Here is a 24387-nt window from a genome sequence, read left to right on the forward strand (position 1 = left end):
CATGTGATCTGTATCACTCAGTAGCGGGCTCTGGGCCTCTTGGTCCTGTGGCGCGGAGCACGTTATGGTCAGGATCATCAAACCTTTGATCAATTGGGCGGCGGCAGCCGTCCGGAGCGAGTGAAGGGCCCCGACCATGGCAGCCAAGCCGTTCGCCTCATCCGCCGACACCGAGGCCAAGGAGCAGACCCTGGAGGTCCTGGCCGACGGCGTCTACGCCCTCACCGCCGAGGGCGACCCGAACGTGGGCGCCATCGAGGGCGAGGACTTCCTCGTGGCCTTCGAGGCCCTGGCCACGCCCGCCGCCGCGGGGGAGTGGCTCGCCAAGCTGCGCGAGCACACCGACAAGCCGATCCGCTACCTGGTGCTCTCGCACTACCACGCGGTCCGCGTCCTGGGCGCCAGCGCCTTCGACGCCGAGATCATCCTGACCCACGAGAAGACCCACGAACTCATCCGCGAGCGCGGCAAGGAGGACTGGGCCAGCGAGTTCGCCCGCATGCCGCGCCTGGCCAAGGACGCCGACTCCGTGCCCGGGCTGACCTGGCCCACCCAGACCTTCGCCGACCGCACCACCATCGACCTGGGCGGCGACCGGGGCGAGCTGGTCCTCCAGTACTTCGGCCGCGGCCACACCGAGGGCGACATCGTCGCCTGGCTGCCCAAGCAGAGGATCCTCTTCGCCGGGGACCTCGTCGAGGCCCAGGCCGCCCTCTACACCGGCGACGCCTTCCACCACGACTGGGCCGGGGCCACCCTGGACGGCGTCAAGGCCCTGGAGGCCGAGATGCTCGTCGGCGGGCGCGGCGCGGTCAGCCGCGGCCGCGAGGAGGTCGACGCCGCCATCGAGCAGACCCGCGGGTTCCTCGACGTCATGATCCGCGAGGTCGGCGCCGTCCACGGACGCGGCGGCACCCTCAAGGAGGCCTTCGAGGCCACCCACGCCGCCCTCGTCGGCGACTACGGCCACTGGCCCATCTTCGAGCACTGCCTGCCCTTCGACGTCTCCCGCCTGTGGGACGAGTTCTCCGGCATCGAGCGCCCGGTCATCTGGACCGCCGAGCGCGACCGCGAGGTCTGGGACCAGCTCCAGGGCTGACCCGCCGCCCCGCCCACCGATTCCCGACCCCTTCCACGCCCGTACGGGGCGTCCACGTCGAACGGAGCCACCAGATGCGACCCCCCGCTCCACGCACTCCCGCGGACACCGCCGCCGATCCCGTCCTGGTGCTCGGCGCGGGCCCGGTCGGCCAGACCGCGGCCCTGCTGCTGGCCCGGCGGGGCGTCCCCGTACTGCTCATGGACGCACGGCCCGAACGCGACGCCGTCGGCTCCAAGGCCATCTGCCAGCAGCGCGACGTGCTCGACGTCTGGGACTGGCTGGGCGCCGGACAGGTCGCGGAGGAGGGGCTGACCTGGGACACCGCCCGCACCTTCTACCGCGACAGCGAGCTGTTCAGCGTCCGCCTCCCCGACCCCGGCGCCTCGCCCCTGCCGCCGTTCGTCAACATCTCCCAGTCCCGCACCGAACAGGTCCTCGACGAGCGCCTGGCCGCCGCCGGGGTGCGCACCCTGTGGAACCACCGGGTCACCGGCCTCTCCCAGGACGAGCGCGGCGTCACCGTCGAGTGCCGCACCCCGGGCGGCCCCGTCCGCCTGCGCGGCTCCCACGCCCTGTCCTGCCTCGGCGCCCACGGCGGGGTGGTCCGCGAGGCCCTGGGCCTGTCCTTCGACGGCACCACCTTCGACGACCGCTTCCTCATCTGCGACATCCGCGCCGACCTGGCCGGATGGGAGCGCGAACGCCGCTTCTACTTCGACCCCGAGTGGAACCCCGGCCGCCAGGTGCTCATCCACCCCTGCCCCGACTCGGTGTACCGCATCGACTGGCAGGTGCCCTCCGACTTCGACCTCGACGCCGAGGAGGCCAGCGGCCGACTGGAGGCCCGCATCCGCCAGATCATCGGCGAGCGGCCCTACGAGATCGTCTGGCACTCGGTCTACCGGTTCCACACCCGCGTGGCCGAACGCATGCGCGCGGGCCGCGTCCTGCTGCTCGGAGACAACGCCCACCTGGTCGCCCCCTTCGGCGCCCGCGGCCTCAACTCCGGGGTCCAGGACGCCGAGAACGCCGCCTGGAAGCTCGCCTACGTCCTGGCCGGATGGGCGGGCGAGGAACTCCTGGAGAGCTACCACGCCGAGCGCCACGCCGCCGCCCTGGAGAACGCCGACGTCACCAGCGCCACCATGCGCTTCCTCGTCCCCCAGGACGAGGAGGAGCACCGCACCCGCCTGGCCGTGCTCGAAGCGGCCCTCACCGAGGAGGCGGCCCGCGCCCGGGTCGACTCCGGTCGCCTGGCCGAACCCTTCTGGTACACCGACTCGTCCCTGACCACCCCCTGCCCCGAACGGCCCTTCGGCGGCAGGCCCCCGCGCGGCCAGGCGCCCGCCCCCTGCCCCGGGGTGGTCCTGCCCGACGCCCCCGTGGACCTGCCCGGCGACGGCGCCCCCGCGCGCCTGCGCCCCCTGCTGCGCGAGGGCCTGACCCTGCTGGTGGGCGCCGCCCCCGAGGGCGCCGACCCCGACGCGTTCCTGGAGGGCGTGCGCGCCGCCGCGCGCGGGGCCACCCCGGCGCCCGTCACCGCCCTGTACCTGGACCGGATCGACACCACCGGCGCGCTGACCAGGGCGCTGGTACCCGAGCCGGGGCAGGTGTGGCTGGTGCGCCCCGACGCCCACGTCGCCGCCGTCGTCGCGGGCGCCGACCCCGAGGCCGTGCTCGCGGCCGTGCGCACCGCGCTGGGGTTCGCCCCGGTCCCGACGGTGCCCGCCCCGACGGACGGCGCGTCCGACACGAACGCGCCGAGCGGGGCGGACGCGCGATCCGACGCGAACGCGCCGCGCGGCGCGAGCGGCGAGCCCATCGCGGCCACCGCGACCGACCGGCCCGCCACCGCGACCGACCGGCCCGCCGCCGCGGACCGCCCCGGAGGCGCCGCCCCCGACCCGCGCGGCGACGAACCCGCCCCGACAGCCTGACCCGGACCCACTCCACACGGAAGGGACAACACCGCCATGGCCTACTACCGCCAGGTCGGCGAGGTGCCCCGCACCCGCCACACCCAGCACCGCACCCCCGAGGGCGGGCTGTACTACGAGGAGCTGATGGGGGAGGAGGGCTTCTCCGCCGACTCCTCGCTGCTCTACCACCGCGCCATCCCCTCGGCCATCGTCGACGCCGCCGAGTGGGAGGTCCCCGACCAGTCCCGCACACGCAACGCCCCGATGGTGCCGCGCCACCTCAAGCTGCACGAGCTGTTCTCCGACCAGGAGTGGAAGGCCGCCGACGTCGTCGAGTCGCGCCGCCTGGTCCTGGGCAACGACGACGTGCGCATCTCCTACGTGGTCGCCGGAGCGCCCTCGCAGCTGTACCGCAACGGCATCGGCGACGAGTGCGTGTACGTGGAGTCGGGCACTGCCCGCGTGGAGACCGTCTTCGGCCTGCTGGAGGTCGGCCAGGGCGACTACGTCGTCCTGCCGCGCGCCACCACCCACCGCTGGGTGCCCACCGGCGACCAGCCCCTGCGCGCCTACGTGGTGGAGGCCAACAGCCACATCGCCCCGCCCAAGCGCTACCTGTCCCGCTACGGGCAGTTCCTGGAGCACGCCCCCTACTGCGAACGCGACCTGCGCGGGCCCTCCGAGCCGCTGCTGGCCGAGGGCGAGAACGTCGACGTGCTCATCAAGCACCGCGGCGACGGCCCCGGGGGCATCTCCGGCACCCGCTACACCTACCCCACCCACCCCTTCGACGTCGTGGGCTGGGACGGGTGCCTGTACCCCTACGTCTTCAACGTCGCCGACTTCCAGCCCATCACCGGCCGCGTGCACCAGCCGCCGCCCGTGCACCAGGTGTTCGAGGGCCACAACTTCGTCATCTGCAACTTCGTGCCGCGCAAGGTGGACTACCACCCCGGCGCCATCCCGGTGCCCTACTACCACTCCAACGTCGACTCCGACGAGGTCATGTTCTACTGCGGGGGCGACTACGAGGCCCGCAAGGGCTCGGGGATCGGCCAGGGCTCCATCTCCCTGCACCCCGGCGGCCACTCCCACGGCCCCCAGCCCGGCGCCTACGAGCGCAGCATCGGCGCCGAGGCCTTCGACGAACTCGCCGTCATGGTCGACACCTTCCGCCCGCTCGACCTGGGAGAGGGCGGCCTGGCCAGCGACGACGGAACCTACGCCTGGACCTGGGCCGGGGGACGGAGGGAGCGCCGGTGAGCGCCGAGCTGTACCGCGGCCTGTTCGACGACGCCGCGCTCTTCCCGCCCGGCAACGCCCCCATGGGCGGGGCGCTGCCCGCCCACCGCGCCCACCGGGCCGGGCCGCGCGCCGAGTACGTCGGCCCGTTCCTGGTCTCCGACGCCCGCGTGGGCGAACTGCGCGCCGTCCTGGCGCGTGAGGAGCCGGGCCACGGCCCGCTCGCGGTCGTGGTCACCGTCCCCGGCGGCGCCGAGGGCGTCGGCCCCGCCGTGGCGGCCGCGACCGCCGACCCGGCGCTGCGCCTGGCCGGGGTGGAGGCCGCCGCCGCGCCCGGGACGGCCGCCGAGGTCGCCGCGCGGCTGACCGAGCACCTGCCCGAGGGGGCCGAGGGGTTCGTGGAGGTCTCCCGCCAGGGGGACGTGCCCGCCGAACTGCGGTCCCTGACGGGCACCGGCCACAGCGCCAAGTTCCGCACCGGGGGACTCACCGCCGAGGCCCATCCGAGCGAGGAGGAACTGGCCGAGTTCCTGCACGCGGCCGTGGAACTGGACCTGCCCTTCAAGTGCACGGCCGGACTCCACCACGCCGTCCGCCACACCACCGCCGAGGGCTTCGAACAGCACGGCTTCCTCAACGTGCTGCTGGCCACGGCCGCCCTGCTCGACGGAGCCTCCGAACGCGAGGTCGCCCTCGTGCTGGCCGACCGCGACGGCCCGCGCCTGGCGGCCCTGGCCGCCAAGCTCACCGACGAGGAGGCGCGGGAGGTGCGCGGCCGGTTCCGCTCCTTCGGGACGTGCAGCGTCACCGAACCCCTGGAGGACCTGGTCGTGCTCGGGGCGCTGCCCGCCTCCCGCGCACGCTGACCCGCCCGGTCCAGGGGCCTGCTCGCTCCAGGGGCCGGTCCGCCCCGAGGGCCCGTCCGCTTCGGGAGCCCGCCCGCTCCGAGGCCCGGCCGCTCGGAGAACCCGTCCATGTGAAGAGCCCCCCGCTTCGAGAAACCGTCCACTCCAAGAAAGCGAACGCCATGCCCGACAGCTGGCTCGACCTCGCCCCGGACGCGCAGTTCGGCCTGGCCACCCTGCCCTACGGCGTGTTCGGCACCGCCGACGACCCCGCGCCCCGCACGGGCGTGGCCATCGGTGACCACGTCCTGGACCTGGGGGCCGCGGCCCGCGCCCTGGACGCGCCCTTCGCCGACACCGTCGATCGACCCAGCCTGGACGCCCTGCTGGCCGCCGGACGGCCGGTGTGGGACCAGGTGCGCGCCGCGCTCACCGACTGGTTCACCGACCCCGCGCGTGCCGAGGCCGTGCGCCCGCACCTGGTGGACCGGGCCTCGGTGCGCATGCTGAGCCTGCCCTTCACCGTCGCCGACTACGTGGACTTCTACGCCTCCGAGCACCACGCCAGCAACGTCGGCCGCATGTTCCGGCCCGACCAGGAGCCCCTCACACCCAACTGGAAGCACCTGCCCATCGGCTACCACGGGCGTTCGGGCACCATCGTGGTCTCGGGGACCGACATCGTGCGCCCCACCGGCCAGCGCAAGCCGCCGAACGAGCCTGCGCCCGTCTTCGGGCCCTCCACGCGCCTGGACATCGAGGCCGAGGTGGGCTTCGTCGTCGGGACCGGAACCGAGATGGGCGAGCGCGTGGCGGTGGACGACTTCGCCGACCACGTCTTCGGGGTGTTCCTGCTCAACGACTGGTCCTCCCGCGACCTCCAGGCCTGGGAGTACGTTCCGCTGGGGCCGTTCCTGGGCAAGTCGTTCGCCACGTCCGTCTCGCCGTGGATCGTGCCGCTGGCCGCGCTGGAGTCCGCGCGCGTGGAGCAGCCCGCCCAGGACCCCGAGCCGCTGCCCTACCTCCAGGGGAGTGGACCCGGTGGCCTGGACCTGCGGCTGGAGGTGCGGCTCAACGGGCACCTGGTCTCCACGCCGCCGTTCTCGCAGATGTACTGGACGGCGGCGCAGCAGCTCGCGCACATGACCGTCAACGGGGCGTCCCTGCGCACCGGGGACGTGTACGCCTCCGGCACGGTCAGCGGACCCGAGCGCGGGCAGCGGGGCTGCCTGCTGGAGCTGACCTGGAGCGGGAAGGAGCCGCTGACCCTGCCGGACGGTACCGAGCGCACCTTCCTGGAGGACGGCGACGAGGTGACCATCACCGCCACCGCCCCGGGCCCGAATGGGTCTGTCGTCCACTTCGGTGAGGTGACCGGCAGGATCCTCCCCGCCCGCTGAGGTCTCGGAACGGCCCCGCGCACCCTCCCCGAGGGCGCGCGGAGCCGTTCCGCGCACGGACATCAGGCACCCAAGGCCTGTCGAACCGTAGGTTCCCAACGCTCTTGTCCTCAAGAGGCATCGCGACCCGGCGAGATGCGCTGGTGTCTCAACGAGGAGACTCTCCATCCGCCTCCTTGTTCTGTCCGGTGCTTCGTCCGCTGGAACTCCGGCTTTGTCTCACCCGGGCAGCACGTCGGCCGCGCCCCGCGACAGGCGAACCCACCTTCGCTTGCACTGTGGCGTCCTTGGCCGATCCGCCGAACGGGGGTGGGCAGGCAGGCCATCCCCGGCAAGGTCATGAGCGCCGACAAACGCGGGTTCAAGGTGTGCCCGGCCTACCTGCGCTCCGATGACACACTGGTCGTTCCACCCTGCTCCGGCTGACCCGATCCCTGAGACCTCATCACGCTGATCGGCGACCTGAGTCGAATCGGAATCGGTTTCCGTTCCCTGCACGAGGTGCTGGGCGTCAACACCCAGACGGGGCGTCTGGCCTTCTACGTCTCCGCCGCCTCGGCCGAGTCCATCCGCGGTCTCACCACGGAGGGCACCCGCGAAGGACTCGACACCACCCCCAGATGACCGGAAACGCCTGGGTCGATCCCCAGCGACGGGGGGCGTCATACCCACGCGTTGCTGGCACAGCCAGAGGACACGGTGTTCTCGATCGCCAACCCTCTCGGCGCGTCGAGGTCGGCGCTGTACGAACACGTCCCTGAACTGGACGGCAGTGTGGGACGACGGCCTGACGCCTACGAGGTTCGATACAGCAACAGCGCAATATTCTGAAGGCCATGAGCAGGTCGCCTACGGGGTCGGAGTCGAAATCGACCCCGCAGAGGCAGCTTCCTCGGACGTGCCGACCAGTAGTAATTTCGGCGTGGAAACCGAAGGAATGACGGAGGAAGGCGATGCATGCGTTCGCATCGAATTTACTCCTGACTATGCCACGGAGCCCGGAACGCGTGAAAACCACGTTCTCGTGAGTTGCTACGAAAAATACCGCGCCCTCGAAATCGAGACCCCGGATGCGCGTGACTGGGCCTACTACCGGTATGGGAATTTCACGACCGCTGAGCCGAGGTTCCCGGAGGTCGTGCCAGAGCCTCGGATCGTTGACTTTTCACTGCGGACGCAGCCCTGGGAAGGGAATGCGGACGAAGACGTGCGCAGGATGACTGGATTCGCGCCACAGACTCCGTCGAATGACTGCAACGTGGGAAACCAGCTCCAACTCACCGTGGGTCCGGCCTCGCTGACGTTCCCAACGCTTCAGTGTGATAACCTTCGCGTCGATATCAAGCCTAATGCTGGCGCATATGGTTTGATCTTCGATGGAAGCGAAACCGTGCAGATCGCAAACAGCTACGCGATGGCACTCGAGGCCACTGCTGCTGGACGTGAAGTGGTCATGAGTGACTATGCCTGGGCCGAGGTCAACTACGGTGGTGGAAGCGGTCCCATCTGGGAAGACGCCTACATCTGGACCGACGGCGGGTGGACTCCCTGGAATGACCTCTAAATTCCTGTGATTTAAAGCATGAAAACAGGGGCGCGGGATTCTGTTCCGCGCCCCTGCTTATCGCCCTCGGATAACGTTTACTGCGGCAGCTACAATCCCACACACGGCAAGGAAAAAGCCGACTCTTCCTTCTCTGATGACTATATGGACGGGGTGGCCCAGGTTGGGGCTGTAGGATAGTCTGAAAATGCCGACGTCATAATGCCCGCCGTAGCCGCTGTGTACTGAGATCCAGGCGAGGGCAAACCCGACGTTCAGCAAAACCAAACCCGCTAAGAGGCCAAATAGAAACCCGTAGATCAACCTTCTGCCGCCGAAATTGCTCACGCTATCACCTCACGGGGGTGCCGAGTTTATTCTAGGGTCATCATACATTGCAGCTCTTCAATTGTCACCTTCGCTCTAAACCACAGGTAACAGACTTGCAGTGCTCGCGGTGAAGAACCTTCATGATGCCTGGTTCCACTACTGAAGCGCACTCATCGGCGTCCAGTTCCTGGAGGGCTGTGTGGAGGGGGCGAACGTTTTCCTGGGCTGTGCATAAATTGATCAGTGCGAGGATATTCGCCTTGGTGGCGGCATCTCCCGGCTCGTCGCCGAGTTCCCCCCAACCCCGCGGACACCGATCTGTATGTGGGCATGGCGGTCATATTCTCCGTAACGGTGCTTCGAGTTGGCGCCCTTGCCTCCTGGTGTAGAAGGTCCCGCTACCTTTTGAGCTTCAGGTGGACTGTGAACTCCTCGGCCGGGGAGCGCCCGTGGCCGACGGCGGTGTCGAGCAGCGTCCTGCGGCCCTCCAGGACCTCGGCCCCGGCCAGGGTGAGGCGGCGTCGGCGCACGTACTCCGACAGCGGCATCCCCGCCAGCGCGGCGAACATCCGGCGCAGGTGCTGCTCGCAGGTCAGCGCGGTGTGCGCTGTCGCCGCTACGTCGACCGGGCGGCCGGGGTCCTCCTCGACGTGCTCCAGGGCCCTGTTCAGCCGGTCCCGCATCGCTTCCCCCTTCGTTCACCGGCGACGTTAACGAGCGCGAACGGTGCGGTTCCCGACAGTCGCCGTGTGCCTGCGATCAAGCCGGGACCCACCGACCCGGGGCCCGGGCGGTGTGACGCCCGGGCCCCGCACACGACGGGAGTGTCAGCGCCTCATGAGGGCGAAGACCCCCCAGCCGAGGTACTCACGTGTGCCGCGCGCGTAGCGGACGGGCTCGATGGAGAGCTCCTCCCGCACCTCGGCGGCCAGTTCGTCGTCCGGGTTCCGGTCGAGCCAGCGGCGCATGCTGAGCCATTGCGCCGCGGCGTACCGGTCCCAGCTGTCCTGGTCGGACAGCGTCATCTCCACGACGTCGTACCCCAGCTCCTGGAACCGCCCGATCAGGTCCGCAAGCTCCAGGAAGTCGGCGATGGCGGTGGCGTTGCAGTCCCGGGCGGTCTCCTCGTCCGGAGGAGTGGCCCGCCAGTACGGCTCGCCGACCAGCATCATGCCTCCGGGGCGGAGACTGCGTTCGAGCAGCTCGATCGTCCCGGCGACACCGCCGCCGATCCAGGTGGCGCCGACACAGGCGGCCAGATCGACCGGTTCGTCCGCGACATGGCCGGCGGCGTCACCGTGGACGAACTCGACCCGGTCCGCGACGCCCAGTTCGGCGGCGCGGGCCCGGGCCTGCTCGGTGAAGAGGGTGCTGATGTCCACCCCGGTGCCCGTGAAGCCCAGGTCGCGCGCCCAGGTGCACAGCATCTCGCCCGAGCCGCTGGCCAGGTCGAGCACCCGTGTGCCGGGGTCGAGGCGGAGCGATTCGCCCAGGGCGGCGAACTTGTCCGCGGTCAGCGGGTTGTGGATCCGGTGGCCGCTCTCGCGGATGGTGAAGATGCGGGGAAGGTCCATGACCAGATTCCTTTCCGTCATGCCTTGAAGTTCGGGGACTGCTCGATGGCGCGGCGCAGGCGTGCGCCCTGCCTGCCCTGCCGCTTCGTCTCGGCGCGCAGCCGCGCGTCGGTGCGGGCGGCCGCGTGGGCGTTCTCGCGTCGCAGCCGGTGGTAGCTCTCCAGGCGCCGCCGGGGAAGTCGGCCGTCCTCGACGGCGGACAGCGCGGCGCACCCCGGCTCACCGGTGTGGGCGCAGTCCGCGAAGCGGCAGTCCCGCGCCAGTGCGGAGATCTCGGCGAAGGCCTGGTCCAGGCCCTCGTCGGCGGCGGGCAGGCTCACGCCGCGCAGGCTCGGGGTGTCCAGCAGGATCCCGCCGTGGGGCAGCGCCAGCAGCTCGCGCCAGGCGGTGGTGCGCCGACCCCTGCCGCCGTCGCCGGTGCAGGGTCTCGGCCCGTCACCGGCGACCGTCGGGGAGACGATCACCGTGCGGAGGGCTCCGGCCTCGGTGACGACGTCGCACAGGCCGCGCTCGGCCCGCACCACGCGGCCCGGAACCAGCCCGTCAGCCCGTGAAGGCGCGAAGGAGCGCTCACGCTCCGCGTCCCAGCCGTAGTCGGCAGGAGTCAGGGCGCGTGTGGGAGGAGGGAGAGCAGGTGAATGTGAAGCGGATTGGCGAAACAATGTGGAGACCCTTGAAAGGGGGCCCCGCCGGACGGCAGGCGTGCCGGTGCTACTCCCGCAGGGGAGGACGGCAGGCGAAGGTCAGGACGAGGCCCGGGAAGTGAGGATGGTCCGGGCACCGCGCACAGCGGTGGTCTCCACAGCGACCATGCAACTCACCTCCTTGGATCTCCGCGCGAACTCGTTTTCGCTGGCCGAACACTACACCCGCAGTGGAATCGACGCAAAGCGGGCGGTACGTCGGAGACCGGTCCGTCGTGCTCACCGGCCTTACGTACCGCCGCACCCGCCCCGCACCGGCTCAGGGGGAGGTCGGGGGGTCGGGCTGGTTGAGGAGGGTGGCGATGTGTTCTTTGGGGTAGCGGCGTGCTCCGCCGGGGGTGCGGAAGGGTTTGAGGACGGTGTCCCATTGGCCTCGGTGGAGGCTGCGGGGGCGGATGTTGAAGAGGGCGGCGACTTCGCTGGGGGTGAGGACGTCGGGGCGTCCGTCGAGGAGGTAGCTGTAGTCGGGCATGAGGGCTTTCCGTGTCCGGTGTTGTGTGAGTGGTCGTTCGGGTGGCCCCGCCTCCCCGGGGAAGGAGGAGGCGGGGCTTCGGGCTGGTGTGCAGGGCACCGGCCCGTCCGCACCGGCCCGGGGGACAGGTGGGTGGTGCGGGGTCTGGAAGGGCTCGCCCGCCGGGGGAGCGGGTTACCAGGGGAAGACGGCGCGGACGGTGATCGCGCCGCAGGAGTGCTGTTTCCAGTCCCAGTAGGAGCACAGGGCTTCGACCAGGCGCAGTCCGTTGCCGCTGGGGCGCAGGGGTTCTGAGGTGGGTACGGCCGGGAAGGTGGGTTGTGCGCCGGGGCGGGGGCCGTTGTCGGTGACCCGGAGTTCAATGTGGCGCGGGGTGCGTTCGATCTCCACGCGGATGCTGCCGCCGGGAAGCCCGGACGCCGAGTGACGCAGGGTGTTGGTGACCAGTTCGGAGACGGCGATGCCGACGGGTTCGGCCAGGCTGGGGCGGGAGCGGGTGGCTTGGGTGGCCCAGCGGCGGGCGACCCTGACATGGCCGGGTTCGGGGCCGAGCAGAATGCCTGAGTTGGTGGCGGTTCCGCACAGTCGGTGTGGAAGTGGGAAGGGCGGAGCGGTAGACTTCATTCGTCTCACCTCGTGTCTTTGCGTGACAGGTGGGGCATTTGCCTCGGAGGTCGTTAGTGGCGACCTTCGGGGCTTTTTGTGTCTAGGCCTTGTCTTCGCGAGGCGGTCTCGTGCGTGGCTGCCCAGCGAAGGAAGGAGTCGGTAGGTTCCCGAGGCCTCAGCGATCCTCACCTGGGGGCCAGGTGCGTTGGTGTCGGCCTTTGGAAGCCACAGACTTACTTTCGTGAAGACACCCTGCCTGACCAGCGAAGAAGTCCTCTAGGGACGGGTCTGAATTGCATCCCTAATCATTCTTCTCGTGGGCGTCCGTGGTCGGTTGTGGTTACCTGTGGCTATGCCTCCCAAGATCACTGCTTCTCAGCAGGCCGCAATGAACCAGTTCGGCGCGACACTGCGGCAAATGAGAGAATTGGCTGATTTGTCCCAAGAGAAACTAGGTGTTCTCACTCGAACCTCAAAGCAGCAGGTGGGGGCTATCGAGCGCGGGGAACGGAGACCATCCAAGGAGTTCGCGAAGCTTGCAGATGCTGCCTTGGAAGGCCACGGTTCACTGCTCGGTCTGTGGCCAGGGGCGAGGCGTGCGCAGCCCTGGTGGCTCCAGGAGTTCGTGGTCATTGAGGAGAAAGCCCAGGTCATCCAGGAGTTTCAACCTCAGGCTGTGCCCGGGCTGCTTCAGACTGAGGACTACGCACGCCAGGTAGTGAGTGCAGCGTTCCCTCCGCTGGGGGCTGAGGAAAGCGAACAACTCTTGCAGTCGAGGATGGAGCGGCAGGCGATCCTTGACAGGCCGAAGCCACCCCTCGCCATGTTTGTCATCGAGGAAGGGGCACTGCGCCGCACGGTCGGTTCCCCGAGTCTCATGCAAGCACAGAGGGAAGTCCTTCTCCGCAGGGCTAGGCAGCCTCACATCGAGGTGCAGGTGGCTCCGTACCATCGCGGTGCGCATGGTGCCATGGACGGGGCGTTCATGGTGATGCGGATGTCGTTCGCGGAGTACCTGGTGTACGCAGAAGTTCCAGGCAAGGGCCAGATCATCACGGACGCCGAGGTCGTGGCAGACTGCCAACAGCGGTTCGGAGCGCTTCGTAGTCTGGCGCTCTCGCCCGCTGAAAGCATCGACTTCATCGCGTCGCTTTGAGGAGCAGGTAGTGAAGGAATGGCACAAGTCCAGCTACAGCGGGAATCAGGGGGCATGTGTGGAGGTGGCTGAAGGCGACAAGGTTCTGGTGAGGGACACGGAGAACCGTAACCTTGGGCACATCGAACTTACGCCGGACGCATGGGCCGCGTTGGTGAAGGCCCTCTAGAGCGCATCGCAGAGACGGCTCCCTGCCATCCCATCTGGCAGGGAGCTGTTTTTATGCTTGGTGACAGCGTTCTGGTTAATGAGGATTCTGTTCATGGAGTGGCTGAAGAGTGTGGAAGGCGTCCGGACTCCTGGAACGGAAGATCCGGTGAAGCGACACCAGCCCACGGGACGTCCGTCACGCCGAACACTCTGAGCATCGCAGTCAAAGACCCGTGAGAAGGGTGAACGTGCGCTCGGCTCTGGTTCCCCTCGTCATCTCAGGCCGTTACCGAGCACGCGAGCGCTGCGGAAGGTGCCGAGGATCCCCATCTGTGACGGGTCGTAGGGATGGGCCAGGTGGCCCGCCCGCGTAGCCGAGATCTCGGCCTCCGCTGCGGCGGACGCGCTCTCCTCCTTAGCGGCCAGACGCAACTGCAGTTGGGCGCGGGTGTGCTCGAACTTCGACCTGCGCGGGTCGTCGGGGTGGGCCACCGCCAGCGCGCGCTCGGTCAGGGCCAAGGCCTCGGTGATCCCGTCCGGGCCCTCAGCGCCTTGACCGAGGAACTCCGCCACCTGCACCAGCCGAACCGGCAGGTGCGGACTGTGGGCGTCGGTCATCTCCAGGGCCTCGCGGGCCAGGCCCAGGGCCCCGGCCAGTTCCGTGGGATCGGTGTCCGGATCCCGCGCGAACGCGGTCGCCCACCGGGCGCCCAGGGTCCCGGCGAGTTGCTGGCGGAACATCGCGGCGTCGGGGTCCCCGCTCCCGCCCAGGCGGATCGCCTCCTCCAGGTGGTGGCGGCTGCCCTCCGCGTCGGCCGGGTCGCCGCCGTCCATGTAACGCATACCCAGAGCCAGTCCCAGGACGTAGTGCGGCCAGGGGTCTGCCTCCTGGGCCTGTTCCAGGGCACGGGCCCTGTCCACCACCTCACCGAGGCCCCCGCGGGAGACGTTGGGCAGGAGAATCTCGTCGAGGATTTCGGCGCGAACACGATCGGGGTTGGACATCCTGTCCCCAGGGGGTCGTCGGGCACAAAGCGGCCATACTACCGGGTGACGAGGGTCACCCGGTATAGGGTGTTCCCGGCCCATCGGTGCGCGGAATGGAGACGGTGTGTCCACCCCCTCACAGCAACTCCCCCTCCTCAACCAGGCCGTGGCGACCTGGTTTCGCATGGAGGCCCTGATCGGCACACCCCTCGGGGAGCAGGCGTGGCGGGAACACTGGGAACTGGTGCTGCGGCTGCGCAGGTCCTACGTCCTCTTCTGCCTGGGTACCGGGCTGTTCAGCGCGGGAATCGCCGTCGTGTCGGTGACCCTGTTGGGCCTGGTGTGGCAGCAGGACGGAGATTTTCCCCTGTCTGTCCTGCCCTTCGTGTTCACCCCGGTGATCCTGGGGCCGATGTGGAAGCGCAGGACGGCAGCGACGGTCGCCCCGTTCCTGGGCCAACGCCGACACGTGTGGGCCCGCTGGCTGTTCGCACTGGTCTTCCCCGTCGTCCTCATCCTCGGAGTGTTCGTGCCCTGGAGCCCCGTGTGGGCGGTCCTGGCGGGGCTCCTGTGCGCCGCGCCCTGGTGGCTGAGCGCGACCCTGGAACAGCGGCGGCCCGCCCCGTCCTACCCGACCGCGTGGCTCGGACCCTGAGGCCGGACCCGAGCCAGACGTGGTTTCCGCGCCCCCGGCTCAGGGCACGTGGTGCCCTATGGCTGACAGCGACCCCCTCCAATCGCCGGTCCCCTCCCCCCGCAACCCGCGTCTGCGTGACCGCGTCCTCTCCGTGACACCGGTGCTGGTGGTGTTCGTCCTGGTCGCGGCCCTGGGGGTACGGTTCACCCAACCCGACATGGAGCAGTACCCCGACTATTCGGAACGGGTCCGGGCGGAGGTCGCCCACGTGCGGGTGATACCCGGATCCGGCCAAGCGGGGATGGGGGCGCAGGACACCTTGGTGCCGGAGGTCGTCTACTCGGTCCAGGGTGTGACCCACACCGCCGAAGTGTCCGGGAGGCTGCCCGAGGAACCGTCCGAGGGGGACGTGCTGACCATCGCCTACGACCCCAGTTCCCCTGGGGAGCCGGTGTCCCTGATCCTCGCGGCGGATCCCGCGCACAAGCGGCCACGGCTGTTCATCGCCTTGTTCCTCGGCTGGATCCTCTCGGTCGGTCTGGTGGCCCTCGGCGTCGTCGTCTGGCGCAACCCCTATGAGTGGATCACCGTTCCGGGACGGGGCGGGGGTTGAGCGCGGATCTGTTGGGTTTCGTGCCGGAGGGCTCCACACCGTCGGGTGTGGGGCCTCGGTCTTGGACTGCCGGAGTCGCGTCAGTTCGCACTCCCCGGCAGCGAACATGTGTGAGGCCCACGGGAACGAGCAATCGCACGACGCCCCGCACGCGCTGTGGTTGCGTGCCTCCCTGCCCAAGGAGGAGCCCGAGGCGGTCGTGGAGGTCACGGGGTCCGGCGACGGCTTCCGCGCGGTGCGTGACGGCAATTGTGCTCATCGACATCGTCGCGCCAGCGCGTGCGCTACAGCTGACGCCGACCGAGACGGAGCACCTGCTCGACCTGGCCAGACCCTCGCCACTGCGCCCCGCGCCCAGGATCCGGCCCGAGCGGCCCCGTCCCCGGGCGCTGGCGATGCTGGAGGCCATGTCCGACCAACCCGCGGTGCTCCTCGGGCGTGCCACCCCGTTCCACGGGACCAGGCAGGCGGGAGGCCTCCCGCGACGCCGTCGCCGCGGGAGGCCCTCACCTGTCGCGGACCCGGATCAGGGCTGGTCGCCGGTGTAGCGGTAGATGTTGTTGTTGGCGTTGACGCCCCAGACGGTGCCGTCGGCTGCGGCGCTGATGTCGGTCAGTCCTCCCGGGATGTTGATCCAGGGGTTGGCGTCGTCGTTGGTGTAGCGGTAGATGGCTCCGCTGGCGTTGACGCCCCAGACGTTGGTGCGGGATCCGGCTGAGATCCTGGTGAGTCCTCCGGAGATCTGTTTCCAGTGGGAGGTTCCCTGGTCGCCGGTGTAGCGGTAGATGTTGTTGTTGGCGTTGACGCCCCAGACGGTGCCGTCGGCTGCGGCGCTGATGTCGGTCAGTCCGCCGGGGATCCTGATCCAGGGGTTGGCGTCGTCGTTGGTGTAGCGGTAGATGGCTCCGCTGGCGTTGACGCCCCAGACGTTGGTGCGGGATCCGGCTGAGATCCTGGTGAGTCCTCCGGAGATCTGTTTCCAGTGGGAGGTTCCCTGGTCGCCGGTGTAGCGGTAGATGTTGTTGTTGGCGTTGACGCCCCAGACGGTGCCGTCGGCCGCCGCACTGATCTCGACCAGTCCGCCGGGGATGTTGTCCCAGGGGTTGGCGTCGTCGTTGGTGTAGCGGTAGATGGCTCCGCTGGCGTTGACGCCCCACACGTTGGTGCGGGAGCCCGTCGAGATCCTGGTCAGTCCTCCGGAGATCTGCTTCCAGTGCGCCATGTCAATCGTCTCCGTCCATTCGGGGTATTGCGCTGAACAATCAGGAAAACCTGTGGCACGGCCGGTCCAGGGGTGACCGGTGTACCCGTGGGGCGACGGTGGACGCGAAGAACTTCGACGGCTCGAACATCGGCCGCTCTCCCTTTCCTCTTCCAGAAAGGAATTCTCTGAACGGGGCTGGCGCGACGATGTTCCGCGACTTCTCAGTGGAGCCGTGGAATTCTCGCCTTCCTTGACCTCGCGCGTCGCTTCCGGTGAGATGCCCGAGGGTGAGGGGGTGCAACCCCTTTGGACCCGTTTCGGCCAATGTTCAGAAAATTATTCACACACAAAAAGATCCGTGATAAGGAGATGGCAAATGCACTATAGGTGAAAAAGTATAAGATTCCCGAAATGTGTTTCGGTGTGCCTGCGGGCGATCCGGGGGTGTGGAGTGGTCAGGGGCGGGTCGCAGGTCAGCCGACGTCGTTGCCCGTGTGGCCTGTCCCGGCAACGGCCTGAGCACTCATCGCGAAGCGGTTCCGATCAGGGTTCCCACATGGTCAGCCTCGGGAGCCGACTCCTCCCACACATGCACCTCACGGAACCCGTGGCCAACCAGAATCTCCTCCCACACCGCGGGTTCGTAGGCCCACCGGTACACCCACATCCGGCGGCCGTTGAACCCGCCTCCGTACATGCCCTGTATCCCGTATGACCCGGGGACCGCAGGAGCGTGGGAGAACACGAACCGGCCACCGGGTTCCAGGCGCTCGTGCACCAGCGGGAACAGCACGTCGGGATCGGTGAACCAGGCCGCGCCCCACACCGAGTAGACGGCGTTCCACCGCTGGCCGGTGCCCGCCAGGAACTCGACCACGTCCGCATGATGGAACTCCGCGCCCAGGTGTTCCCACTGATGGCGGGCGTGCTCCACCGCCACCGGTGACACGTCCACCCCTGCGGCCCTCACCCTCCGGGAGGCCAGCGCGGTGACGGTGTTGCCCCGCCCGGCCCCCAGCTCCAACGCGGAGGCGGGTTCCCCCAGCAGTTCGAGCCCGGGCCCGTGCCCCGGGTACCGGGTCCATCCCAGGGCGGTGGCCAACGCCTCCTCCGGATCCTCCGGTGTGACGCCCTGGGCGTAGCGGTCCCAGTAGCTCGGGACGTCCGTGGTCGGGTTGGCCATGGTCGTGGTCCTCGTGGCGCGGCGTGCAGGAACCGGACCAAGGTAGCCACGTCGCGGCCGGGCCAGCAGGGAAACGGCGAAAGAGACCGCCACCCGCGCAGGTGTCTACCTCGCCCGGGTTCGGAGCGGAACAGGCAGCGGCAGCCCGACTCGCAAGTACACGGGGCGCCCTGGAAGGCGAAGCCGCTGGGTGCCCGGGTCGGGGTTCGCGAAGTCGGGTGTTTCCGGCCGTTTCTGCGTCTTTCCGAGGCGATCCCATGCCATGATTTTTGGGGTTCGCTGATGGGAACCGCCGACTACTGATGGGGAAGACACGTGGCTGAGCGCCAGACCGGCACGGTGAAGTGGTTCAACGACGAGAAGGGGTACGGCTTCATCACCCCGGAGTCCGGGCCCGACCTTTTCGTTCATTTCAGGGCGATCGAGGGCACCGGCTTCAAGTCGTTGCAGGAAGGCCAGACGGTCAGCTTCGAAGCTGTCCAGGGCCAGAAGGGGATGCAGGCGGACAAGGTCCAGGTGGAAGGGTAAACAAGGCCCGCCTGAACTGAAGCGCGCGAAGCCCTCGCACCCGGTCTCCCGGGACGGGGGCTTCGTCGTGTGCGGCATGTGAAGCGCGGCCCAGGCGGCCCGCCGGTGCCGGTGGCGCGTCCGAGTGGCCCACCCGGCCGAGTCCGGAGCACGGCACCGGCCGGGGCGGGGCGACTGTCGGACCCGCGCGTCCAACGCTGGTGCTTTTCCAGGCCAATCGGAGAAAGCAGAGCAAAACCGCACTATGTGAATTAAGGCGCAAGGCAGACAGTTCAGGCTTCTGGCATGTGCGGCCTTGGGGGAAAATTACGCGAACTCGTGTTCGCTGCGCTAGCGTGTTCCCCGAAAAGGAAAATCCCGGTCGGTGCGCCAAACACCGAGCCGGGATTTGGCCGACGCCTGAGTAAACAAGTGTTCGGCCGTGCCACCTGCCTGCTTACACCAGGAAGGCGACTCGTCGCCCTCCTCAACCAAGAAACGAAGGCGACTCGTCGTGGAGTCTACCGCCCTCGCTCCCTGTGCCACCACCGAACGCCGTGATTCGGCCCGGTTTTTCGGACCGCGGCAACGCCCCCGCAGGGCAATGCACGGAATTGGTTTCATACCGGACATCTGGATCAATGAAGCCCGCGAAGCCGGACTCTTCCCCACATCCCGCGCTTTCATCGCCGCCACGGTCATCGCCCGCGCCGCCGACCTCGACGGCCGCTGGTGCTTCCTCTGCCTGGACACCCTGGTCAGTCGGTCCGGCCACCTGCTCAGCCTCTCCGTGGCCAAGCGCGCCATCGCGGACCTCATCGCCGCCGGGCTGGTCCGCAAACTCGACCCCAGCCAGACACGCGCCTTCTTCGCCGAGGATCTGAAACAGCGAACCCGCTCACCCGACCGTCTTCCCCTCGTCCTCGAACTGCTGATCCCCGCCGAGGACTTCCCCGACCGGGTGCGCGAGGAGATCAACGCGGTCCGCGCGACCCTGGGGGAGGAGCCCTTGGACGAGGCCACCCGCCCCCGGATCAGGAAGGCCGCGACGGTTCGGATCGACCTCGGCGACGGGTCGAATCGACCCGCACACCTGTATCCCATTCACCTCTCCTCCGACGAGCGCCCCGATTCCGTCCGGAGGAGCCCAACCACAGCAGGACAGCCCGAACCCGCGCGGCCGAGCACACACGGACGTCCCCCGCGCACACACCTTCCGCACGCCCAGCCTCAACAGGCCCAGCCCCAGCACGCACATCGTTCGCCCGGACATCCCCTGCTCCGGCGCGTCCCCGACGCCGCTCTGAACGCCCCGGCCACCGACCGGGCCGCCCTGACCCGCGCCCTGCTGCGCCTGCGCGACGCGGGCCTGACCGAACAGGAACTCACCGCCCTCCTGCGGGGCGCGGAGAGGCTGCGCCGCCCCTTCCCGGCCCTGATGCTGCGCCTGCGCGGCCCAGCCGAGGCCCGCGCCTTCCTCGCGGGCGTCCTGGGCCGGGGGATCACGCCCGCGACGCCCTGGCAGACGGGGATCCCCGCGCCCCGAAGGCCCGCCGACGGGCGCGGCCCCGACGACGGCGACCCCTTCGCCCGTCCGCCGGGGTTCGACGTGGACGCCCGGGGCACGGCGGTGCGCACCTGTCCCGAGCACCCCGGCGTTCGCAACGTTCCCGGCGGAGTCTGTCGTGCGTGCGGCGGCCCCTGCCGGTCGGTGCCGGGCGAACTCCCGCACCCACCGGCCCCGCCCGAGCCCGAGCCGCCTGGGCCGCACGGGCCGAATGGGGCGGGGGAGGCGATCCCCGGACTCGAACCGGCCCTCACCGAACGCATCCTGGCCTCGCTCATGACCGGTAGGCCGTCCGCCGCCGACGTCGGTCGGGGGAGGGAGCCGGGACCCGCGCGGCGGACAGAACCCGCCCACCCGCCCGCGCGTCAGGCCATCATCGACCGGATCCGCCGACAGCTCGCCGCCTGAGGCCCCAGCGGCGGGCACGGCCCAGCGGCGGACGCGCGGTCTGTCACCGGGTCCGGAGCGAGGCGAGGAACTCGTCGGTCCTCTGCACCTCGTCGCGGTCGTAGGTGCTGACGTTGGCGAGCACCTCGGAACCGCCGGTGCGGTGGAGGAGGTCGGTGAGCGCGTCCGCCACCTGCTCGGGAGTGCCCGCGATCGCGGAGTCCATCCAGCCGTGCACCTCCCTGCGCTTCCTCTCGCGGCTCGTCTCGCCCAGCAGCCGACGCACCTCCTCGACGGGTCGGAGCGCGCGGAACTCCCCGACCTCCCGCGAGTCCGCATACGCCCAGGCCTCGGGCAGCAGCAGGTCGCGAGCGCGCTCCTCGGTCTCCGCGACGGCGACGTCCACGTTGACGACCAGGTAGGGGGCGGGCGCGGTCGGGCTCGGACGGAAGTCCTCGAAGTACGCGGCGATCCTGTCCGGGTCACGAAGCACCGGCCCTCCGACCACCGCCGGAAGTCCCAGCTTTGCGGCGAGTGCCAGCCCGTCGCGGACGGCGAGCAGGAAGACCGGCGGAGGCGCGACGCCGGGCCTGGCGGTGATCTCGGCCCGCCCGTCCAGGTACTCGCGGACCCTTTCGACGTCGGCCGGGTACTCGCCCTCGCCCAGGGCGGTGCGCCCGAGCGCACGCCGGATCGGAGCGGTGAAGCCGAGCGAGCCACCCAGCCCCAGGTCGATCCTGCCGGGGAAGAGCGCCTCCAGGAGCAGCGCCTGCTCGGCGATCACCAGCGGGCTGTGGTTGGGGACCATGACCCCGCCCGTGCCCAGGCGGATGTCGCGCGTGCGGGCGCCGATGGCCGCGAGCAGCACGGTGGGGGCCGAACTGGCGATACCGGGTACCGCGTGGTGCTCGGCGGTCCAGAACCGGTGGAAGCCGAGTTCCTCCGCCCGCACGGCCCTCTCGACGGTCGTCGCGATCGTCTGCGCGTCGGACTCGCCGCCGCGCGTCCGTGAGCGGTCAAGCAGGGAGACCCGCATCGGTCCTCGCCTCCGTCCGTGTGGTGGGGCAGCGCATCTTCCTCCGCCCGGAGCGTACTCCCCGCGGGCGCGGGTGCGGCCCCGGGCGACGAACCGTCACCCGGGGCCGCACGTGCCAGCTGACGTCAGCCGGTGCCAGCCGTTGTCAGACCCGGGTCATGGTGGAGTCGTAGCCGCCCCCGCCGGGGTAGACCCATGCGCCGGTGACAGTGTCGCCGTCGGTGCTGAAGGTGCCCTCGTAGTAGGCGGGGCCGCCCTTCGCGCCGCCCCAGATGGTCAGCCTGTCGCCGACCAGCTCGTACGCGTAGTCCAGCGTGTTGCCGACCGAGTCGTAGAAGCGCGAGACCACGTCCGCGCCGACCGGTTCCCCGAAGGGGCGCAGGTTCCCGATCACCTCCATGCCGGTGACGGCCTGGCCGAACTGCGAGAGCTCGACGTGCTGGAGCAGGAAGAAACCGCCGGGCATCCACTCGTAGCGCACGGTTCCCTCGGCTCCGCCGGTGACCGCCCAGGTGCCGACCAGGCGGTCCAGGGCCCTGAGGTCGGCGCTCGGCTCGTAGGTCTGCGGCGTCCCGTGGTTCTCCGACGTCTCGTGGGTCTCGGTCATCTCGGACATCCCGTTCTCCTTGTGGGTCGTGGTGGGTGTTCGCCGTTACCTCGGAGGCGCGGGCCGGTCCTCGACATGCCTTTTGTGTGACTCAGCTCACTTCGCGATCGTGTCGAGAACCCGGAATCCGCCACGAGGTAGCGGCAGGAACCCACCAAGGAGGAACCCATGGCCACCACCGCCACCACCGCCGCGACCACCACCACTGCCCCCGCGGCCCGCCGCACGACCGCGCCCCTGCTCCTCGCCGGAGCCCTGGCCGGACCGGTCTTCTTCGCCTCCGCGACCGCGCAGACGCTCACCCGCGAGGGCTTCGACATCACCCGGCACCCGATCAGCCAGCTCTCCACCGGCGACCTCGGCTGGATCCAGATCGCCACGTTCGTGCTCGCCGGTCTGGGCGGTCTGGCGCTGGCCGTCGGCGTCGGGCGCACCCTCACCGAGGGGACCGGGCGCCGGGCGCTGCCCGTCCTCATCGGGGTCTTCGGCGCCGGGATGATCGCCGCCGGAGTGTTCACCATGGACCCCCAGTACGGCTTCCCCGCAGGGACCCCCGACGGCCCGGCCGCCCAGATGTCCTGGCACGGGATCGCCCACTCGGCCGCGGCGGCCGTCTCCTTCACCGCGCTGGCCGTCGCCGCCGTCGTCCTGGCCGTGCGGTGTGTCCGCCGCCGGGCCGTGCTGCCCGCCGTCGGCAACGGCGCCGCCGCGCTCGTCCTGCTGCTGCCCATGTCGCCGGAGCACATGAGTGTCCAGATCGCCGTCAACGGCCTGGTCGCCTTCACCTGGACGACCGTTCTGTCCCTGTCCCTGCGCCGCGCCGCCTGACCGACCCGTACTCTTTTGCCCGCACGTTCGACAGAAGGAACCGCCGTGAAGTACCTCCTGCTCAGCTACACCCCGGCCGCCGCCTGGGACGCCGCGACCGCCGACACCCCGTCCGAGGAGGCGTTGGCGGCGTTCGCCGCCTACCAGGAGTTCGAGCGGGAGCTGATCGAGACAGGCGAGTTCGTCAGCAGCGAGGGCCTCGGGCACCCGGCGGTCAGCACCACGGTCCGCAGGGCCGACGGCGGTGTGGTGGCGACCGACGGGCCCTTCGCGGAGCTGAAGGAGGTCCTGGCCAGCTTCGCCGTGATCGACGTGGCCAGCCAGGAACGGGCCGTGGAGATCGGTTCGCGCATCGTCGAGGCGCTGGGTGAGCCGATCGAGATCCGGCCGATCATGGGCGAGGACTTCACGGCGTGAACGACCGCGGCCGTGCGGAGCGGCGCCCGCCGGTGGCGGACGGCCGGTGTGACGGCGGGGAGCACATCCCCGGCGTGGACGCGGACATCGAGCACCTGCTGCGCACCGAGGCGCCGCAGGTGCTCGGCGCCCTGGTGCGGCGTTTCGGCCGCTTCGACGCCGCCGAGGACGCGGTGCAGGAGGCGCTGCTCGCCGCGAGCCGGGCCTGGCCCGCCGACGGCGTGCCGGAGAACCCGCGCAGCTGGCTGATCCGCGTCGGCTACCGGCGCCTGGTCGACCTCCTCCGCGCCGAACAGGCCAGACACCGGCGCGAACGGGAGGTCGGCGCCGCCGAACTGGCCATGCGGGAGCCGGACCGGCGGGCGGGCGCCGTGCGGGAGAGCGACGACAGCCTGGCCCTGTTCCTGCTGTGCTGCCACCCCGCGCTGAGCGCCGCCTCCCAGGTGGCGCTCACGCTGCGCGCCGTGGGCGGCCTGACCACCGCCGAGATCGCCCACGCCCACGGGACCTCGGAGAACACCATGGGCACGCGGATCAGCCGTGCCAAGCAGCGGCTGGCCCGCGCCGGAGCCCGCTTCACCCCGCCGACCGACGCCGACCGCGACAGCCGGATCACGGCGGTGGCGAAGGTGCTCTACCTGGTCTTCAACGAGGGCTACACGACCTCCGAGGGCGACCAGCTCGCCCGCGTCGATCTGACCGGCGAGGCCATCCGGCTGACGCGCATGCTCTACGACTCTCTGCCCGACGACGCGGAGGTCACCGGCCTGCTCGCGCTCATGCTGCTCACCGAGGCGCGCCGTCCCGCGCGCACCGGCGGCCGCGACGAGCTGGTGCCCCTGGACGAACAGGACCGGTCTCTGTGGGACGCCGACCTCGTCCGCGAAGGCACGGCGCTGATCGACGGCGTGTGGAACCGCGGTGAGGTCGGCCCCTACCAGTTGCAGGCGGCGGTCGCGGCCGTGCACGCGGCGGCCCCGGCGCCGGAGCGGACCGACTGGGTGCAGATCGCGGTGCTCTACCTGTGGCTCGAACGGCTCAGCCCCACCGCTCCCGTGCGGTTGAGCCGGGTGGTGGCGGTGGCCAAGGCGTACGGCCCGGCGCGGGGGCTGGCCCTGCTGGACGACCTCGACCGGCGCTTCGGGCTCGGCCGGGACCCCCTGACCCGGCAGCGCGAACGCGCGGTGCGCGCGCACCTGCTGGAGACGACCGGGGAGGGGGAGTGGGCGGCGGCGCTGTACCGGGAGGCGGCCTCCCTGACCGGCAACCGGGTGGAGCGGCGGTTCCTGCTGGACCGCGCCGACCGCCTCGGCTGAGGGGCGGGACCGCGACGCCGGTCGGCTCGGCTGGCCGCTGACGCTCCCGCCGGAG

At 70.1% G+C, this 24387-nt stretch carries 25 protein-coding genes and 1 pseudogene; 16 read left to right on the forward strand and 10 right to left on the reverse strand.

Features of this window, described 5'->3' with window-relative positions:
* The first annotated feature begins 136 nt into the window (after positions 1-136).
* The 7 genes from EV372_RS23665 (at position 137) to EV372_RS23695 (ending at position 8072) form a co-directional block, all read left to right on the forward strand.
* The gene (locus EV372_RS23665) at positions 137-1099 is read left to right on the forward strand and encodes an MBL fold metallo-hydrolase (protein ID WP_019607485.1); all 963 of its coding nucleotides are present in this window, start codon (positions 137-139) and stop codon (positions 1097-1099) included.
* Between the two features lie 74 nt (positions 1100-1173).
* Positions 1174-3039, forward strand: a complete 1866-nt coding sequence (locus EV372_RS23670; RefSeq protein ID WP_130397831.1) for an FAD-dependent monooxygenase — start codon at positions 1174-1176, stop codon at positions 3037-3039.
* A gap of 36 nt (positions 3040-3075) precedes the next feature.
* Positions 3076-4284: a cupin domain-containing protein gene (locus EV372_RS23675; protein ID WP_130397832.1), complete on the forward strand. Its 1209-nt coding sequence runs from the start codon at positions 3076-3078 to the stop codon at positions 4282-4284.
* The gene (locus EV372_RS23680) at positions 4281-5129 is read left to right on the forward strand and encodes a hypothetical protein (RefSeq protein ID WP_130397833.1); all 849 of its coding nucleotides are present in this window, start codon (positions 4281-4283) and stop codon (positions 5127-5129) included. Before EV372_RS23675 ends, EV372_RS23680 begins: the two co-directional genes overlap by 4 nt.
* A gap of 161 nt (positions 5130-5290) precedes the next feature.
* Positions 5291-6508 carry a fumarylacetoacetase gene (gene fahA, locus EV372_RS23685; protein ID WP_130397834.1) on the forward strand — a complete coding sequence of 406 codons (1218 nt, stop codon included), beginning with the start codon at positions 5291-5293 and terminating at the stop codon, positions 6506-6508.
* A 501-nt stretch (positions 6509-7009) separates the two neighbouring features.
* A complete protein-coding gene (locus tag EV372_RS29535; protein ID WP_486484034.1) occupies positions 7010-7132 on the forward strand; it encodes a hypothetical protein in 123 nt (40 codons plus the stop codon).
* A 148-nt stretch (positions 7133-7280) separates the two neighbouring features.
* Positions 7281-8072, forward strand: a complete 792-nt coding sequence (locus EV372_RS23695) for a hypothetical protein (RefSeq protein WP_130397835.1) — start codon at positions 7281-7283, stop codon at positions 8070-8072.
* Positions 8073-8806: 734 nt separating this feature from the next.
* Here EV372_RS23695 and EV372_RS23700 read toward each other — a convergent pair.
* The 5 genes and pseudogenes from EV372_RS23700 to EV372_RS23720 all read right to left on the reverse strand — a co-directional run.
* Positions 8807-9064, reverse strand: a pseudogene (locus EV372_RS23700) (AraC family transcriptional regulator); the annotation flags it as partial.
* 144 nt (positions 9065-9208) lie between these two features.
* Positions 9209-9955, reverse strand: coding sequence for a class I SAM-dependent methyltransferase (locus EV372_RS23705; RefSeq protein WP_130397836.1), 747 nt, complete (start codon positions 9953-9955; stop codon positions 9209-9211).
* Positions 9956-9972: 17 nt separating this feature from the next.
* On the reverse strand, positions 9973-10479 hold the full coding sequence (locus EV372_RS23710; RefSeq protein WP_197044302.1) for a ribosome small subunit-dependent GTPase A: 507 nt from the start codon (positions 10477-10479) through the stop codon (positions 9973-9975).
* A gap of 439 nt (positions 10480-10918) precedes the next feature.
* Complete coding sequence (locus EV372_RS23715) at positions 10919-11131, reverse strand: hypothetical protein (protein WP_130397837.1); 213 nt, start codon at positions 11129-11131, stop codon at positions 10919-10921.
* A gap of 174 nt (positions 11132-11305) precedes the next feature.
* Positions 11306-11755: an ATP-binding protein gene (locus EV372_RS23720; protein ID WP_130397838.1), complete on the reverse strand. Its 450-nt coding sequence runs from the start codon at positions 11753-11755 to the stop codon at positions 11306-11308.
* Positions 11756-12089: 334 nt separating this feature from the next.
* Here EV372_RS23720 and EV372_RS23725 point away from each other — a divergent pair, with 334 nt between their 5' ends.
* Entirely contained in the window at positions 12090-12893 is an 804-nt protein-coding gene (locus tag EV372_RS23725; RefSeq protein ID WP_253793188.1) for a helix-turn-helix domain-containing protein, read from the forward strand.
* Between the two features lie 10 nt (positions 12894-12903).
* Positions 12904-13062, forward strand: coding sequence for a DUF397 domain-containing protein (locus tag EV372_RS23730; RefSeq protein WP_130397839.1), 159 nt, complete (start codon positions 12904-12906; stop codon positions 13060-13062).
* 254 nt (positions 13063-13316) lie between these two features.
* Here EV372_RS23730 and EV372_RS23735 read toward each other — a convergent pair whose 3' ends face one another.
* Entirely contained in the window at positions 13317-14048 is a 732-nt protein-coding gene (locus EV372_RS23735) for a hypothetical protein (RefSeq protein ID WP_130397840.1), read from the reverse strand.
* A gap of 106 nt (positions 14049-14154) precedes the next feature.
* Here EV372_RS23735 and EV372_RS23740 point away from each other — a divergent pair, with 106 nt between their 5' ends.
* Entirely contained in the window at positions 14155-14685 is a 531-nt protein-coding gene (locus EV372_RS23740; protein WP_130397841.1) for a hypothetical protein, read from the forward strand.
* Between the two features lie 58 nt (positions 14686-14743).
* The gene (locus EV372_RS23745; RefSeq protein WP_130397842.1) at positions 14744-15280 is read left to right on the forward strand and encodes a DUF3592 domain-containing protein; all 537 of its coding nucleotides are present in this window, start codon (positions 14744-14746) and stop codon (positions 15278-15280) included.
* 526 nt (positions 15281-15806) lie between these two features.
* On the opposite strand, the gene EV372_RS23755 is transcribed toward EV372_RS23745, so the two are convergent.
* Together EV372_RS23755 and EV372_RS23760 are read right to left on the reverse strand one after the other, a co-directional pair.
* Positions 15807-16502 (reverse strand): tectonin domain-containing protein, encoded by a 696-nt coding sequence (locus tag EV372_RS23755; RefSeq protein WP_130397843.1) that lies wholly within the window; start codon positions 16500-16502, stop codon positions 15807-15809.
* Positions 16503-17007: 505 nt separating this feature from the next.
* On the reverse strand, positions 17008-17667 hold the full coding sequence (locus EV372_RS23760) for a class I SAM-dependent methyltransferase (protein WP_130397844.1): 660 nt from the start codon (positions 17665-17667) through the stop codon (positions 17008-17010).
* Positions 17668-17982: 315 nt separating this feature from the next.
* Here EV372_RS23760 and EV372_RS23765 point away from each other — a divergent pair, with 315 nt between their 5' ends.
* Both EV372_RS23765 and EV372_RS23770 read left to right on the forward strand, forming a co-directional pair.
* Entirely contained in the window at positions 17983-18195 is a 213-nt protein-coding gene (locus EV372_RS23765; protein ID WP_013152914.1) for a cold-shock protein, read from the forward strand.
* Positions 18196-18778: 583 nt separating this feature from the next.
* Positions 18779-20149, forward strand: a complete 1371-nt coding sequence (locus EV372_RS23770) for a hypothetical protein (protein WP_130397845.1) — start codon at positions 18779-18781, stop codon at positions 20147-20149.
* Between the two features lie 43 nt (positions 20150-20192).
* Here the strand turns inward: EV372_RS23770 and EV372_RS23775 are convergent, their stop codons facing one another.
* Both EV372_RS23775 and EV372_RS23780 read right to left on the reverse strand, forming a co-directional pair.
* Positions 20193-21164 (reverse strand): MsnO8 family LLM class oxidoreductase, encoded by a 972-nt coding sequence (locus tag EV372_RS23775; RefSeq protein ID WP_130397846.1) that lies wholly within the window; start codon positions 21162-21164, stop codon positions 20193-20195.
* 145 nt (positions 21165-21309) lie between these two features.
* On the reverse strand, positions 21310-21780 hold the full coding sequence (locus EV372_RS23780) for a P-loop NTPase family protein (RefSeq protein ID WP_130397847.1): 471 nt from the start codon (positions 21778-21780) through the stop codon (positions 21310-21312).
* 159 nt (positions 21781-21939) lie between these two features.
* Between EV372_RS23780 and EV372_RS23785 the strand changes: the two genes are divergently transcribed.
* From EV372_RS23785 to EV372_RS23795, 3 genes are read left to right on the forward strand one after another with little or no spacing between them, the layout of a single operon-like run.
* The gene (locus EV372_RS23785) at positions 21940-22599 is read left to right on the forward strand and encodes a DUF998 domain-containing protein (RefSeq protein ID WP_130397848.1); all 660 of its coding nucleotides are present in this window, start codon (positions 21940-21942) and stop codon (positions 22597-22599) included.
* A 45-nt stretch (positions 22600-22644) separates the two neighbouring features.
* Positions 22645-23016, forward strand: coding sequence for a YciI family protein (locus EV372_RS23790; protein WP_130397849.1), 372 nt, complete (start codon positions 22645-22647; stop codon positions 23014-23016).
* Positions 23013-24332, forward strand: coding sequence for a sigma-70 family RNA polymerase sigma factor (locus EV372_RS23795; RefSeq protein WP_130397850.1), 1320 nt, complete (start codon positions 23013-23015; stop codon positions 24330-24332). The genes EV372_RS23790 and EV372_RS23795 overlap by 4 nt, the downstream gene beginning before the upstream one ends.
* The last annotated feature ends 55 nt before the right edge of the window (positions 24333-24387 follow it).

It is taken from the genome of Nocardiopsis sp. CNZ308, from assembly GCF_004217075.1.

Bases quoted from the DNA above. Each gene is read 5' to 3' on its own strand.
- fahA (WP_130397834.1), top strand. From the start codon at position 5,291: ATGCCCGACAGCTGGCTCGACCTCGCCCCGGACGCGCAGTTCGGCCTG.
- EV372_RS23760 (WP_130397844.1), bottom strand. From the start codon at position 17,667: ATGGCCAACCCGACCACGGACGTCCCGAGCTACTGGGACCGCTACGCC.
- EV372_RS23675 (WP_130397832.1), top strand. From the start codon at position 3,076: ATGGCCTACTACCGCCAGGTCGGCGAGGTGCCCCGCACCCGCCACACC.
- EV372_RS23670 (WP_130397831.1), top strand. From the start codon at position 1,174: ATGCGACCCCCCGCTCCACGCACTCCCGCGGACACCGCCGCCGATCCC.
- EV372_RS23770 (WP_130397845.1), top strand. From the start codon at position 18,779: ATGCACGGAATTGGTTTCATACCGGACATCTGGATCAATGAAGCCCGC.
- EV372_RS23735 (WP_130397840.1), bottom strand. From the start codon at position 14,048: ATGTCCAACCCCGATCGTGTTCGCGCCGAAATCCTCGACGAGATTCTC.
- EV372_RS23745 (WP_130397842.1), top strand. From the start codon at position 14,744: ATGGCTGACAGCGACCCCCTCCAATCGCCGGTCCCCTCCCCCCGCAAC.
- EV372_RS23720 (WP_130397838.1), bottom strand. From the start codon at position 11,755: ATGAAGTCTACCGCTCCGCCCTTCCCACTTCCACACCGACTGTGCGGA.
- EV372_RS23755 (WP_130397843.1), bottom strand. From the start codon at position 16,502: ATGGCGCACTGGAAGCAGATCTCCGGAGGACTGACCAGGATCTCGACG.
- EV372_RS23665 (WP_019607485.1), top strand. From the start codon at position 137: ATGGCAGCCAAGCCGTTCGCCTCATCCGCCGACACCGAGGCCAAGGAG.
- EV372_RS23775 (WP_130397846.1), bottom strand. From the start codon at position 21,164: ATGCGGGTCTCCCTGCTTGACCGCTCACGGACGCGCGGCGGCGAGTCC.
- EV372_RS23785 (WP_130397848.1), top strand. From the start codon at position 21,940: ATGGCCACCACCGCCACCACCGCCGCGACCACCACCACTGCCCCCGCG.
- EV372_RS23705 (WP_130397836.1), bottom strand. From the start codon at position 9,955: ATGGACCTTCCCCGCATCTTCACCATCCGCGAGAGCGGCCACCGGATC.
- EV372_RS23780 (WP_130397847.1), bottom strand. From the start codon at position 21,780: ATGTCCGAGATGACCGAGACCCACGAGACGTCGGAGAACCACGGGACG.
- EV372_RS23725 (WP_253793188.1), top strand. From the start codon at position 12,090: ATGCCTCCCAAGATCACTGCTTCTCAGCAGGCCGCAATGAACCAGTTC.
- EV372_RS23715 (WP_130397837.1), bottom strand. From the start codon at position 11,131: ATGCCCGACTACAGCTACCTCCTCGACGGACGCCCCGACGTCCTCACC.